This window comes from Actinomadura viridis (assembly GCF_015751755.1).
GTDB classification, from domain to species: Bacteria; Actinomycetota; Actinomycetes; order Streptosporangiales; family Streptosporangiaceae; genus Spirillospora; species Spirillospora viridis.
In genome coordinates this window covers 4505203-4518143 of sequence record NZ_JADOUA010000001.1, presented here as the reverse complement: position 1 = coordinate 4518143, position 12941 = coordinate 4505203, and the positions used below count along the sequence as shown (strand labels likewise).

General features: G+C 74.7%; 9 protein-coding genes. 2 read left to right on the top strand and 7 right to left on the bottom strand.

The annotated features are described in order from the left end of the window. Positions 1–152 precede the first annotated feature (152 nt). The 5 genes from IW256_RS20915 to IW256_RS20895 all read right to left on the bottom strand — a co-directional run bounded on the left by IW256_RS20915 (position 153) and on the right by IW256_RS20895 (position 6117). On the bottom strand, positions 153–1913 hold the full coding sequence (locus IW256_RS20915; RefSeq protein ID WP_197012600.1) for an SDR family oxidoreductase: 1761 nt from the start codon (positions 1911–1913) through the stop codon (positions 153–155). Between the two features lie 85 nt (positions 1914–1998). Further along, the gene (locus IW256_RS20910; RefSeq protein WP_197012599.1) at positions 1999–2934 is read right to left on the bottom strand and encodes a metal-dependent hydrolase; all 936 of its coding nucleotides are present in this window, start codon (positions 2932–2934) and stop codon (positions 1999–2001) included. A 168-nt stretch (positions 2935–3102) separates the two neighbouring features. Further along, entirely contained in the window at positions 3103–3921 is an 819-nt protein-coding gene (gene fdhD / locus IW256_RS20905; protein WP_197012598.1) for a formate dehydrogenase accessory sulfurtransferase FdhD, read from the bottom strand. Between the two features lie 62 nt (positions 3922–3983). Continuing rightward, positions 3984–4166 (bottom strand): DUF3099 domain-containing protein, encoded by a 183-nt coding sequence (locus tag IW256_RS20900; RefSeq protein ID WP_197012597.1) that lies wholly within the window; start codon positions 4164–4166, stop codon positions 3984–3986. Positions 4167–4254: 88 nt separating this feature from the next. Continuing rightward, complete coding sequence (locus IW256_RS20895) at positions 4255–6117, bottom strand: AMP-dependent synthetase/ligase (RefSeq protein ID WP_197012596.1); 1863 nt, start codon at positions 6115–6117, stop codon at positions 4255–4257. Positions 6118–6350: 233 nt separating this feature from the next. Here IW256_RS20895 and selD point away from each other — a divergent pair, with 233 nt between their 5' ends. Then, positions 6351–7343, top strand: a complete 993-nt coding sequence (gene selD, locus IW256_RS20890; protein ID WP_231404998.1) for a selenide, water dikinase SelD — start codon at positions 6351–6353, stop codon at positions 7341–7343. Positions 7344–7373: 30 nt separating this feature from the next. Here the strand turns inward: selD and IW256_RS20885 are convergent, their stop codons facing one another. Both IW256_RS20885 and IW256_RS20880 read right to left on the bottom strand, forming a co-directional pair. Next, on the bottom strand, positions 7374–9263 hold the full coding sequence (locus tag IW256_RS20885; protein WP_197012594.1) for a propionyl-CoA synthetase: 1890 nt from the start codon (positions 9261–9263) through the stop codon (positions 7374–7376). 81 nt (positions 9264–9344) lie between these two features. Continuing rightward, positions 9345–10772, bottom strand: a complete 1428-nt coding sequence (locus tag IW256_RS20880) for an MFS transporter (protein ID WP_307828978.1) — start codon at positions 10770–10772, stop codon at positions 9345–9347. 301 nt (positions 10773–11073) lie between these two features. Here IW256_RS20880 and IW256_RS20875 point away from each other — a divergent pair, with 301 nt between their 5' ends. Further along, the gene (locus tag IW256_RS20875; protein ID WP_197012593.1) at positions 11074–12888 is read left to right on the top strand and encodes a SelB domain-containing protein; all 1815 of its coding nucleotides are present in this window, start codon (positions 11074–11076) and stop codon (positions 12886–12888) included. Positions 12889–12941 lie beyond the last annotated feature (53 nt).

Below are 12941 nucleotides of genomic sequence, written 5' to 3'. Positions count from 1 at the left end.
CCGGTGCCGGTTCGGACGCCGCCCGGAGGTGCCCCGGGGGGCCGTGCGCCGGGCTCTTGCCAGTCACGGTCGCATGTTCCGGGCGGCGGGGGAACCCCTCGGCGGTAAACGAACCCTTCCCGGCGGCGCCGTACGGCCGTCGCCGCCCGCGTTCAGCCGGCGTCGATCCGTGCGAACAGTCGCATGAGGCGCGGTGACAGCCGCGCGCCGAGGTGGCCGGCGCGGGCCTCCGGGGTGACGGGCACCAGCGCGATGTCCTCGCGCACCGCGGCCACGATCCGCTCGGCGACGCCCTCCGGCCCGTAGCCGCGCAGCCCGTACGCGCGGGCCGCCCGCCGCCTGCGCTCCTCCTGCTTCTCGGGGCCGGCCCCGACGAACGTGGCGGTACGGGTGATGCCGGTGTCGACCACGCCCGGGCAGATGGCGCTGACGCCGATGCCCTGGCCCGCCAGGTCGGCGCGCAGGCACTCGGAGAGCATCAGCACCGCCGCCTTGCTGGTGGCGTAGGCGGGCAGCATGCGCGAGGGCGTGTAGGCCGCCGCCGAGGCGGTGTTGACGATGTGCCCGCCCTCGCCGCGCTCGGCCATCTGCGCGCCGAACAGCCGCGAGCCGTGGATCACGCCCCACAGGTTCACGTCCAGGACGCGGCGCCAGTCCTCCGCCGAGTGGTCCAGGAACGCGCCGGCCATGCCGATCCCGGCGTTGTTGACCACCACGTCGGGGACGCCGTGCCGCTTGCGCACCGTCGCGGCGAACTCCTCCATCGCGGCGCGGTCGGCCACGTCGATCCGGTACGGGTGCGCGGCGCCGCCCAGGCGTACCGCCAGGTCGGCGGTGTGCCGCGCGGTGTCGGGGTCGAGGTCGGCGGCGATCACCTCGGCGCCCCGTTCGGCGAACGCCAGCGCGGTGGCCCGGCCGATCCCGCCGCCCGCGCCGGTGACCACGACCAGGGACGCCTCGAAGGGGCGGCGTCCCGGGCGGACCCGCGCACGGCGCAGCGCCCGGGACTCGGCGGGGGTCAGCGTCCCGCCCGCCGCCGCGGTGGCGTGCTCGGTGATCCACCGCGCGACCGGCCCGGGGTGGCTGCGCGGCACCCAGTGCCCGGCGGCGATCGGCCGCAGCGACAGGTGGGGGACGTGCCCGGCCGCCGCGCCGACCAGGTGGGGGGAGACGAACAGGTCCCGGGTCGGCACGATGATCTGGGTGGGGACGTCGGTGCGGCGGTCGCGGGGGCGGCGCAGCCGTTCGGCCATGTTGGCCCGGTAGAGCCCCACCCCGGCGGCGCCGTCGCGGGGCAGGGTGCGGGCCGGGTGCCCGGGGCGGCGCGGGACGCGCTCGCCGATCTCCAGCGCGCGGCCGAACGGCCCGCTCAGTCCCGAGCGCCACATCAGCTCCGGCAGCAGCGGGGTCTGGAAGAGGTAGATGTACCAGGACCGCAGCGCCTGCCCCGCGGACCGCGCGAGCCGGCGCGGTGTCGGCCTGGTCAGGTTGCGGCGCGTCCAGTGCGCCACGTGGTCCAGGCAGGGCCCGGAGATGGAGGTGAACGAGGCGAACCGCTCCGGCATCGTGCACACCGCCTCCCACGACTGGATGGAACCCCAGTCGTGGCCGACGAGGTGCACCTCGCGGCCGGGGGCGGTGGCCTCCAGGACGGCGCGCAGGTCGGCCATCAGGTGGGCGAAGGCGTAGCGCTCCCGCCCGGAGGGCCGGGAGGAGGCGCCCGCCCCGCGCACGTCGTAGCGGACGACGTGGAAGCGGGCCGCCAGCCGTCCGGCCACCTCGTCCCAGACGGCGTGGGTGTCGGGATAGCCGTGGACGAGCAGCACGGTCGGGTGCGAAGGGTCGCCCTGCTCGTAGACGGCCAGGTCGACCTCGTCGCCGCGGACCCGGCGCCTCCTGATTTCTTTGGACACCGTGTCAATTAATCGGCTGGACCGGCCCCGGTCAAGCCGTGCCCGGGGTGACCCTCACCACGCGATGGCCGTCCGGCGCGGCCCGTCAGTACGGGCTGTAGCCCGCGGCCCGCGCGGCGGGGGAGCGCGTCAGGTACTCCAGGGCCCGGGGCGTGGAGCAGACCTTGGACGGGTGGTGGGAGGGGCGGAGGTAGACCGGGGCCTCCCTGAGGAGCAGCGTGAGGATGCCGGGGACGTGCCCGGCGCGGACGGACCGGCGGTAGGCGCGCAGGACGCGCGGGAAGCCCGTCCCGCCCTGGACCGCGGGGTCCTGCCGGAGCAGGTACAGCGCGCCGCCGATCATCGCCCAGCAGAGGAAGGACAGCGACACCGCCCACGCCAGGACGCGGGTGGGGTACCGGCCGCCCATGGCCCGGTAGACGTCGAAGACCACCGAGCGGTGCTCGACCTCCTCGGCGCCGTGCCAGCGCAGCAGGTCGAGCATGACCGGGTCCGCCCCGGCCCGGTCGAGCCGGTCGTTGTCCATGATCCATTGGCCGAGCACCGCCGTGTAGTGCTCGATGGCGGCCACGGCCGCCAGCTCGAACCGCAGCCGGCGCCGCCAGCGGCGTGGCGAGCGCTCCTTCAGCGCCGCCATCCGGGCGGGCCGCGCGTCGTTGCCCCGCGCGGCCGGCTCGGTGATCCTGGTGACGTCCAGCCCGTTGGCCTGCAGGAGCCGCTCCAGGACGCCCTGGTGGGAGCGGGCGTGCACCATCTCCTGGCCGATGAACCCCTTGATCTCCTCCAGCAGACGCTCGTCCCTGATGTGGGGGCGGGCGTCCTTGACGCACTGGACGAACCACTTCTCGCCCTCGGGAAGGACGATGTGGAAGCTGTTGATGATGTGGGTGGCCACCGGGTCGCCGGGGACCCAGTGCAGCGGGGTCGCGCTCCAGTCGAACGCGACCCGGCGCGCCTTGATCGGAGGATGGCGCTCGTCGATCGCGGTCCGCGTCCCGTCCCGTGCCGCCGGCCTGCTCATTCCCTCTCCTCACGTTCGCGTGGGGGGCGGCGGCACGCTCGCCGCCGCCCGCGTGGCGGAGCTGTGAGGAAGCAGTGAACTCCCGTGGAAGGGGATTTGCTTGAGCGCCGGACGATAAGTTACCGGCGGGTTCTTTAGAGTCCGGTGAGTGGCCGGGCGGCCGCGAGGTCAGGGTGCGACGTCGATCCGGTGCGCCCCGGTGTAGACGTTCATGGTCTGCCCGCGAAGGAAGCCGACCAGCGTCATCCCGGCGTCCTCGGCCAGTTCCACCGCCAGCGACGAGGGCGCCGACACCGCCGCCAGCAGCGGGATCCCGGCCTGCATGGCCTTCTGGGTCAGCTCGAACGAGGCGCGCCCGCTGACCATCAGGATCCGGCCGGACAGGGGCAGCAGCCCCTTGCCCAGGGCCCATCCCACGACCTTGTCGACCGCGTTGTGGCGCCCGACGTCCTCCCGGAGGACCAGCAGCTCGCCGTTCCCGTCGAACAGCCCGGCCGCGTGCAGGCCGCCGGTGCGGTCGAACACCCGCTGCGCCTCGCGCAGCCGGTCCGGCAGGGCGGCGAGTGTCGCGGGGGTGAGCCGCAGCCCGTCGGCGGCGATGTCGTAGGGCCGCCCCACGCGCAGCGCCTCGATGCTGGCCTTGCCGCACACCCCGCAGGCGCTGGTGGTGGTGAACGCCCGCGTCATCAGCTCGCCGGGCGGCTCCACCCCCTCGGCCAGGGCGACGTCCAGGGTGTTCTGCTCGGTGGTGTCGGCGCAGTAGCGCATGGCGAGCAGGTCGGCGGCGCCGGTGATGATGCCCTCGGCGGCCAGGAACCCGGCGACCAGGTCGAAGTCGTCACCGGGGGTGCGCATGGTGATGGTCAGCGGCCGGCCGGCGACCCGGATCTCCAGCGGCTCCTCGACGGCGAGGGTGTCGGGCCGGCGCCCGCGCACGCCGTCGGTGCTCAGCCGGAGGACGGGCCTGCGTACGGTGATGCGCCCCATACCGTGACCGTACCTCCCGGCGGCGCTCCTTGCGCCGGACCGGGAGGGGCGCGTCCGGGCGGTCAGTCGTGCCGGTCGACGTTCCAGTTGGCGACCACGACGGCGAACGGCGGGATGATCATCGCGACGACCGACATCCCGATCGCCGCCGGCGGCGAGAACCGCCGCACCACCGCCCAGGCCAGGATGAACAGCGCCAGGCACGTCCCCATCATGATCGCGTACGCCAGCTTGCGGCGTCTCATGCCGACCAGCCTACGCGCGAGGACGGGAGGCGGGGGGCGGCGGCCGGGCCCGAGCGGAGACGGGCCCGGCGGCGGCCGGGGGCGCGGCTCAGCCCCCGTAGAGGCCGTCGATGGCCTCGTTGTACTTGGTGTGCACGATCCGCCGCCTCAGCTTGAGGGTGGGGGTGAGCTCCTCGCTCTCGGCGGTCCACTCCGCCGGGAGCAGCCGCCACTTCTTGACCTGCTGGACGCGGGCCAGGCGCGCGTTGGCGTCCTCGACCGCCTTGCCCACCTCCTCCAGGACGAGCGGGTGCCCGGCCAGCCCGGCCAGCCCGCCCTCGTCCACGTCGATCCCGCGCGCCGCCGCCCACACCGGGGCCACCTCGCCGTCCAGGGTGATCAGCGCGACCACGTAGGGGCGGCGGTCCCCGTAGGCCAGCGCCTGCCCGATCAGCGGGTGCTCCTTGAGGTGGTTCTCGATGAGCGAGGGCGCGATGTTCTCGCCGCCGGCGGTGATGATCAGCTCCTTCTTGCGGTCCACCACCCGCAGGAACCCGTCCGCGTCGAGCACGCCGACGTCGCCGGTGCGCACCCAGCCGTCCGCGTCGATCAGGGCGGCGGTCGCCTCGGGCCGGCCGAGGTAGCCGGGCGTGCAGGTGGCGCCGCGCACCAGGATCTCGCCGTCGTCGTCCAGCCGCAGCTCCACACCGGGGAACGGGCGGCCGACGGTGCCGAGCTTGAAGGAGTCGGCGAGGTTGGCGGTGATCGCGCCGGTGGTCTCGGTCATCCCGTACGCGTCGAAGATCTTCAGGCCCAGCCCGGCGAAGAACCGCGCGACCTCCTCGGGAAGCGGCGCGGCGGCGCTGGAGGCCTGCCGGACCCGGTCCAGCCCGAGCAGCGCGCGCATCGGCGTCAGCACGGCGGCGTCGGCCTTCTCGAACTCGGCGGCCAGTTCGGGCGGGGTGGTGTTGCCGTACTCCTGGCTCGCCACGTACCGGCGGCCGGTGTCCAGGGCCTGGGCCACGGCGGCCTTCCTGGCCTGGTCCTGCTCGCCGGCCAGCACCGCCTGGATGCCCGCCATGATCTTCTCCCAGACCCGCGGCACCCCGAAGAAGGAGTGCGGGCGCACCTCGGCCAGCACGGCGGTGAGCCGGGCGGGGTCCGGGCAGAAGTGGATGTGCGAGGCCAGCCGGATCGGCAGGTAGTAGCTGAGCACCCGGTCGGCGATGTGGGCGAAGGGCAGGTAGGAGACGCCCTCGGGGTGGTCGGGGAGCACCGAGGTGCGCTGCACCAGCGCCGCCTCGTGCAGCACCATGGAATGGGTGATCCGGACGCCCTTGGGGTCGCCGGTGGTGCCCGAGGTGTAGAGCAGCGTCACGGTGTCGTGCGGGTCGAGGGCCCGCCCGCGCCGGTCGATCTCGGCGGCGGCGGCCTCGTCGGCCAGCCGCTCGCGGCCGAGCGCGGTGAGCTCGTCCCAGCCGAGGAAGCGGTCCCCGTCCGGGCGGGCGCCGGGGTCGAGCACGATGACCTTGCGCAGCCCGGGCAGCCGGTCCAGCGCGGGCAGCCAGCGATCGAGCTGGTCGCGGCCGTCCAGCACCGCGTACCGGGCCTCGCAGTCGCCCGCGACGAACGCGATCTGCTCGGCCGCGAGCGTCGCGTACACCGTGGTGGGGATCCCGCCCGCGTGCACCACCCCCAGGTCGGCCAGGACGTGCTCGGAGCGGTTGGGCATCATGAGCGCCACGACCTCGCCGGGCTCGAGGCCGATCGCGGCGAACCCGGCCGCAGTCTCCAGCGCGCGCCGCCGGAGCTCGCCCCAGGTCAGGGTGCGCCGTTCGCCGCCCACGCCGTCGGAGTAGGCGGGCCGTCCGCCGTGCCGTTCCGCGGTGCCGGCCAGCTCGGTGACGATGGTCCGGCCCGCGAGCTCCCGCTCCAGTTCCGCACGCCGCCGCCGGATCTCCGTCTGGTCCATACGCGCCCTCATCCCTCGACCGTGTAAGTGCACACTTGCAGATCGATATCGCACCATGCCGGGATGTGTTGCGGCAAGTCCCGATTCCGTTGTGGCGAGGACCTCATCCGGCCGGAAACGCCGCCCGTGTCGCGAAAGGTGTGACCGTTGGGTGACGGCACGCGCACCCTCGGTTCCTTGATCGTTTGGGGTGCCCCTGGGATAGATTTCCGAAGGTGACCTCCGTGCCCACTTTGCCCGCCGGTGTGCGCCTGACCCAGTACGCCCACGGCGGCGGCTGCGCCGGCAAGCTCCCGCCCGGTGAACTGGAACGGATCGTGGCCGGGCTGGGCGGGGCCTCCGGCGACGCCGGGCCGCTGCTGCTCGGCGTGGAGGACGGCGACGACGCCGCGGTGCTGCGCGTCAGGGACGGCCGCGCGATCGTCTCGACCGCCGACTTCTTCCCGCCGGTCGTGGACGACCCCTACGACTGGGGGCGGATCGCCGCCGCCAACGCCCTCTCGGACGTCTACGCGATCGGCGGCGAGCCCGTCCTGGCCCTCAACCTGCTGGGCTGGCCGCGCGACGCGCTGCCCGCCGAGCTGGCCGCGGAGGTGCTGCGCGGCGGCCTGGACGTGGCCCGCGCCGCGGGCTGCCCGATCGGGGGCGGGCACAGCATGGACGACCCCGAGCCCAAGTACGGCCTGGCCGTCACCGGCGTCGCCGACCCCGACCGGCTGCTGCGCCTGGACACCGGCCGCCCCGGGACGCCGCTGTCGCTGACCAAGCCGCTCGGCCTCGGCGTGCTGAACGCCTGGCACAAGGCCACCGGAGCGGTGTTCGGCGAGGCGGTCGCGACGATGGCCGAGCTGAACGCGGCGGCGTCCCGGCAGGCCCTGGAACGCGGCATCCGGTGCGCCACCGACGTGACCGGGTACGGCCTGCTGGGCCACCTCTACAAGGTGGCGCGGGCCAGCGGCGTCACGGCGGTCGTCGACGCCGCCGCGGTGCCCTACCTGGACGGCGCGCGGCGCGCGGTCCGCGACGGTTTCGTCCCCGGCGGCACCCGGCGCAACCTGGCCTGGGTGGCGCCGCACAGCGACTTCGGGCGCATCGCCGAGGAGGAACGGCTGCTGCTGGCCGACGCGCAGACCTCGGGAGGGCTGCTGGTGGCCGGGGAGATCCCCGGCGCCCCGGTCGTCGGCGAGCTGGTGCCGCGCGGGCGCCGCACCCTCGTGGTGCGCTAGCCCGTCCCGCGCCTACGGTTCGTCCCGCGCCTACGGTTCGTCCCGCGTCCGCAGGATCGGCCGCAGGTCCTCCAGCACGGCCGGGTCCTCGATCGTCGACGGCACCGGGACCTCCCGGCCGTCGGCGATCCCCCGCATCGCGCCGCGGAGGATCTTGCCGGAACGGGTCTTGGGCAGCCCCGCCACCACCGAGATCTCCTTGAGCGCCGCCACGGGGCCGATCTGCTCGCGCACCATCCGCACCAGCTCCGCCCGCAGCGTCTCCGGGTCGGCGTCCACGCCGCTCTTGAGCACGACGAACCCGCGCGGGACCTGGCCCTTGAGCGGATCCTGCACGCCGATGACGGCGCACTCGGCCACCGCCGGATGCGCCGCGATGACCTCCTCCATCGTGCCGGTGGACAGCCGGTGCCCGGCCACGTTGATCACGTCGTCGGTGCGGCCCATCACCCACAGGTAGCCGTCCTCGTCGAGGTGGCCGCCGTCGCCGGTGAGGTAGTGCCCCGGATGGCGGGTCAGGTACGACTCCACGAAACGCTCGTCGTCCTGCCAGAGCGTGGACAGGGTGCCCGGCGGGAGCGGCAGCCGCACCACGATGTCGCCGTCGGCGCCGGCCGGGGCCGGGGTGCCGTCGGGGGAGAGGATCCGCACGTCGTACCCGGGGACCGGCACCGTCGGCGAGCCGGGCTTGACCGGCAGCGGCTCCAGGCCGCGCGGGTTGGCCGCGATGGCCCAGCCGGTCTCGGTCTGCCACCAGTGGTCGATGACCGGGCGCTCCAGCACCCGGGACGCCCACCGGTAGGTCTCGGGGTCGAGCCGCTCGCCCGCCATGAACAGGGTCTCCAGCGCTGACAGGTCGTAGGCGGCCGCCAGCGCCCCCTCCGGATCCTCCTTCTTGATCGCGCGGATGGCGGTGGGCGCGGCGAACAGCGCCTTGACCCGGTGCTGCGCCGCCACCCGCCAGAACGCTCCCGCGTCGGGCGTGCCGATCGGCTTGCCCTCGTACAGCACGGTCGTGCAGCCGGTGAGCAGCGGCGCGTACACGATGTAGGAGTGGCCGACGACCCAGCCGACGTCCGAGGCGGCCCAGAAGACCTCGCCGGGCCCGACGCCGTAGACGTTCTCCATGGACCAGCGCAGCGCGACCGCGTGCCCGCCGTTGTCGCGCACGACGCCCTTGGGGCGGCCGGTGGTCCCGGAGGTGTAGAGGATGTAGAGGGGGTCGGTCGACGCCACCGGGACGGGCCCGGCGGGGGAGGCGCCGGCCACGGCCTCGTCCCAGTCGATGTCGCGCGGCCTGACCAGGTCGGCGTGCAGCTGCGGGCGCTGCCGGACCACGCACCGCTCGACCTTGTGCGAGGCCAGCTCCAGGGCCTGGTCGAGCAGCGGCTTGTACGGGACGATCCGCGCGCCCTCGATGCCGCAGGAGGCCGAGACCACGACCTTGGGCCGGGCGTCGTCGATCCGTACCGCCAGCTCCTTGGCCGCGAAGCCGCCGAAGACGACCGAGTGCACCGCGCCCAGCCGCGCGCACGCCAGCATGGCGACGACCGCCTCCGGGATCATCGGCAGGTAGATGACCACGCGGTCGCCGCGCTCCACCCCGAGTGCCCGCAGGGCCCCGGCGAACCGCGCCGTCAGGTCGGTCAGCTCCCGGTAGGAGTAGGTGCGCACGGTCTCGGTGACCGGGCTGTCGTAGATGAGCGCGGCCTGGTCGCCGCGCCCCTCCTCCACGTGCCGGTCCAGGGCGTTCTCGCAGGTGTTCAGCTCACCGCCGGTGAACCACCGGTAGAACGGCGGCGCGCCGTCGTCCAGAACCCGGTCCGGTGGCACCAGCCAGCGGACGTCCCGCGCGGCGAGCCCCCAGAAGCGGGTCGGGTCGGCGATGCTGCGTTCGTACGCGGCTGCGTAGGCGCCCATGTCGTCCTCCATAATTCCCCATTCGGGGCGTACCCCTATAGGGCATGGCGGAGCCGCCGTTCGTCAAGGCCCCGCGCCGGATCAGCGGTGCCGCAGGCCGTGCGCCGCGGCGACGGCCGTGGCCAGCGCGGCGCCCCCGGCCACGATCCAGAAGCACGACACGTAGGCGCCCAGCGTGGGCGCGCCGGTGGCGGTGAGGGTGTGACCGGCCAGCACGGCGGCGGTCGCGGCGCCGGCGATGCTGCCGCCGGTGGTGCGGACCAGGGAGTTGATGCCGCTGGCGATGCCGCTCTGGTCCATCGGGACGTGCTGCACGGCGAGGGTGCCCAGGGCGGCGTAGGCGATGCCGAACCCGACGCCCTGGATGGCGTTGAAGGCCAGCATGTCGAACACGCGGGAGTTGGACAGCGCCAGCCACACGTAGCTGAGCGTGACGAAGGCCGATCCGGCCGCCAGCGTGAACGCAGGGCCGATGCGCGCCGCCATCCGCCCGGCCAGCACCGAGCACGCCAGCATGGTCACGGTGCTCGGCAGCGTGTAGAGGCCCACGTCCAGCACCGAGCCGCTCAGCCCGTACCCCAGCCGTTCCCGGGGTGCCTGGACGAACCCGGCGATGAGGGTGAACGCGGCGAACATCGAGAAGCCGAGCAGCATCGAGGCGAGGTTGGCCGACAGCGACCGCGAGCCCACCAGCAGGCCCAGCCGGACCAGGGGCTCGCGCACCCGCAGCTCGACGAGCACCCAGATCGCGCACAGCGCGGCGGCGGCGCCGAAGAGGCCCAGCACGCCGGCCGACGTCCAGCCCCACCGGTTGCCCTGGCTGATCGCCAGGAGCAGGCAGACCAGGAAGCCCGCCAGCACCAGCGCGCCGGGGATGTCGGGGCGCCCGCCGGCGCGCCGGCCGACGTCGGGGGCGAACACCGCGATGAACACCATCCCCAGTGCCGCCAGCGCCGCGGTGATCCAGAAGACCGGCCGGTGGCTGGTGGTGTGGCCGGCGATGACACCGGTCACGATCATGCCCGCCGCGCCGCCGACGCCCATGGTGGCGCTGACGATGCCGATGGCGGTGGTCACCCGCTCCGCCGGGAAGGCGTCCCTGATCGTCCCGATGGCGAGCGGGATGAGCGCGACCGAGACGCCCTGCATCGCCCGGCCCGCGACCAGCACCGACAGCGAGCTGGACAGCGCGCACACCACCGAGCCCGCCACCAGCATCCCGATCGCCAGCAGGATCATCTTCTTCTTGCCGTACATGTCGCCGAACCGCGACAGCAGCGGCGTGCCGACCGCGCCGGCCAGCAGGGAGGCGGTGAACACCCAGGTCACGGCGGTGACCGAGGTGTGGAACAGCTCCATCAGCCGGGGCAGCAGCGGGATGACCAGGGACTGCTGCACCGAGACCACCATGCCGGCGGTGGCCAGGGCCGCCAGGACGAGCGTGGTGTGCGGGGGCTCGCCCGGCCGTCGCGCGAGCCGTACGGGCGCCGTCGTGAGAGCGCCGGACACATGACCTCCTGGGCCGGGGGGTGGGGAGTTTGCGCGGATGATCCTGGAACTGGAGAATTGTACTTAATTAAGTTAAGTAACTAACGGGCCGGGTGATGCCTTCCCGGAGGGAAGGTCACTCATGAGAGACGCAGATCTCACAGCGCGGGCGTGATTGCCCTTCGCGGCGGGCCCCGCCGTCCCTAGGGTTGTTGGGCGTGGACCACCGCCGAGTTGCGCCCCGTGCCGATGCCGTCCAGGCGGACCCGAGACCCGCGGCACGCGCCCTGCCCGCCCCGGCCGCCGCCCGGGAAGGAAACTGATGCAGGTCGTCGCCACCGCCGGGCACGTGGACCACGGCAAGTCCAGTCTCGTCCGCGCGATCACCGGCGGCGAGCCCGGCCCGCCGGACGGGGAGCCCTCCGGCGGCCCCGCCCTCGACCTGGAGTTCGCCTCGACCACCCTGCCCTCCGGCGAGCGGCTGGCCTTCGTGGACGTCCCCGGGCACGAGCGGTTCATGGGCACCATGCTCGCCGGGGTCGGGCCGGTCCCCGCGGTGCTGCTGGCCGTCGCCGCCGACCAGGGCTGGATGCCGCAGACCGAGGAGCACCTGGCGGCCGTCGACGCGCTCGGCGTCCGGCACGGCGTCCTCGCGGTGACCCGCTCCGACCTGGCCGACCCCACCATCGCCCTGCGCCAGGCCCGCGAGCGCGTCGCCAAGACGGCGCTGCGCGGCAGCGAGGCGGTGACCGTCAGCGCCGCCACCGGCGCCGGCCTGGACCAGCTCACCGCCGCCCTCGACCGGCTCGCCGCGCGCCTCCCGGTCCCCGACGAGACCGCGCCCGTACGGCTGTGGGTCGACCGGGCCCGCGCCGGAGCCGGCGCCGCCGTCGTCACCGGCACCCTGACCGCCGGCACCGTGGAGGCCGAGGACGAGCTGATCCTCATGCCCGCGGGCGAACGGGTCCGCGTCCGCCACGTCGGATCCGCGGCCGGGGAGCCTGCCGCCCGGGTGCGCGGCGTCGCCCGCGTCGAGCTGCACCTGGGCGGCGTCCGGAGCGACCGGCTCGCCCGGGGCATGGCCCTGGTCAGCCCCGGGCGGTGGACCCCGACCGGGTCGGTGGACGTGCGGACCCGGTTCGGTGAGGCCTCCGGACGGCTGGCCCGCCAGATGATCCTGCACATCGGCTCGGCGGCCGTCGCCGTCCGGCTGCGCCCCCTGGGGCCCGACACGGCGCGGCTGACCCTCAACAGCCGCCTGCCCCTGCACGTCGGCGACTCGGCGCTGCTGCGCGACCCGGCGCGGCGGGCGGTCGCCGGGGTGAGCGTCCTGGACGTGCGCCCGCCCACCCTCGTGCGGCGCGGCGCCGGGGCCGCCCGCGCCCGCGAGCTGGCCTCCTGGCCCGACCGTCCCGACGGCGGGCTGGTGCTGCGCCGCTACGGCGTCCTGCGCCGCTCCGAGCTCACGGTCATGGGCTGCGCCGCGCCGCCCGCCGCGCTGTCGATCGAGTTCCCGGACGGCCGCGGGGACGGCCGCCCCGGCGACGAATGGCTCGCCGACCCCGACCACTGGGAGGACCTGCACCGGCGCCTGGCCGCGGAACTCGACCGGCACGCCGCCGCCCACCCGCTCGCGCCCGGGCTGTCCCTGGAGTCGGCCCGGCTCCGCCTGGGCCTGCCCAGCCGCCGCCTGGTCGCGGCCCTGGTCCGCGAGCCGCTCCACCTCAGGGAGGGACGGGTGTACGGCCCGCCCCCGGCCCTGGCCCCGGACACGTCCGCCGCCGTACGGAGAGTCCTCGCCGGGCTCGGCCCCTTCGAGACCCCTTCCGCCGAGCGGATGGCCGAGTCGGGCCTCACGCCCGGGGAGCTGGCGGCCGCCGGCCGTGCGGGGGCGCTGCTGTACCTCGCCGGCGGGCTCGTCCTCCCGCCCGGGGCCGGGGACGAGGCCCTGCGCGTCCTCAGCGGCCTGCCCCAGCCGTTCACCGTGGGGACGGCGAGCCGCGCCCTGGGCGCCGACCGCCGGACCACGGTCGCGCTTCTGGAACATCTCGACCGGCGGGGCCTGACCCGCCGCGCCGGTGACCGGCGCGTTCTCGGCGAAGGGGACGGCCCGGACGCGCCCGCGCCCGGAAAATGAATTGATCCGGCCGCCCGGCTCTGGCGTCATAGATCACGTTGATCAGGACTTCC

Bases quoted from the DNA above. Each gene is read 5' to 3' on its own strand.
- IW256_RS20895 (WP_197012596.1), bottom strand. From the start codon at position 6,117: ATGGACCAGACGGAGATCCGGCGGCGGCGTGCGGAACTGGAGCGGGAG.
- fdhD (WP_197012598.1), bottom strand. From the start codon at position 3,921: ATGGGGCGCATCACCGTACGCAGGCCCGTCCTCCGGCTGAGCACCGAC.
- IW256_RS20910 (WP_197012599.1), bottom strand. From the start codon at position 2,934: ATGAGCAGGCCGGCGGCACGGGACGGGACGCGGACCGCGATCGACGAG.
- IW256_RS20900 (WP_197012597.1), bottom strand. From the start codon at position 4,166: ATGAGACGCCGCAAGCTGGCGTACGCGATCATGATGGGGACGTGCCTG.
- IW256_RS20875 (WP_197012593.1), top strand. From the start codon at position 11,074: ATGCAGGTCGTCGCCACCGCCGGGCACGTGGACCACGGCAAGTCCAGT.
- IW256_RS20885 (WP_197012594.1), bottom strand. From the start codon at position 9,263: ATGGGCGCCTACGCAGCCGCGTACGAACGCAGCATCGCCGACCCGACC.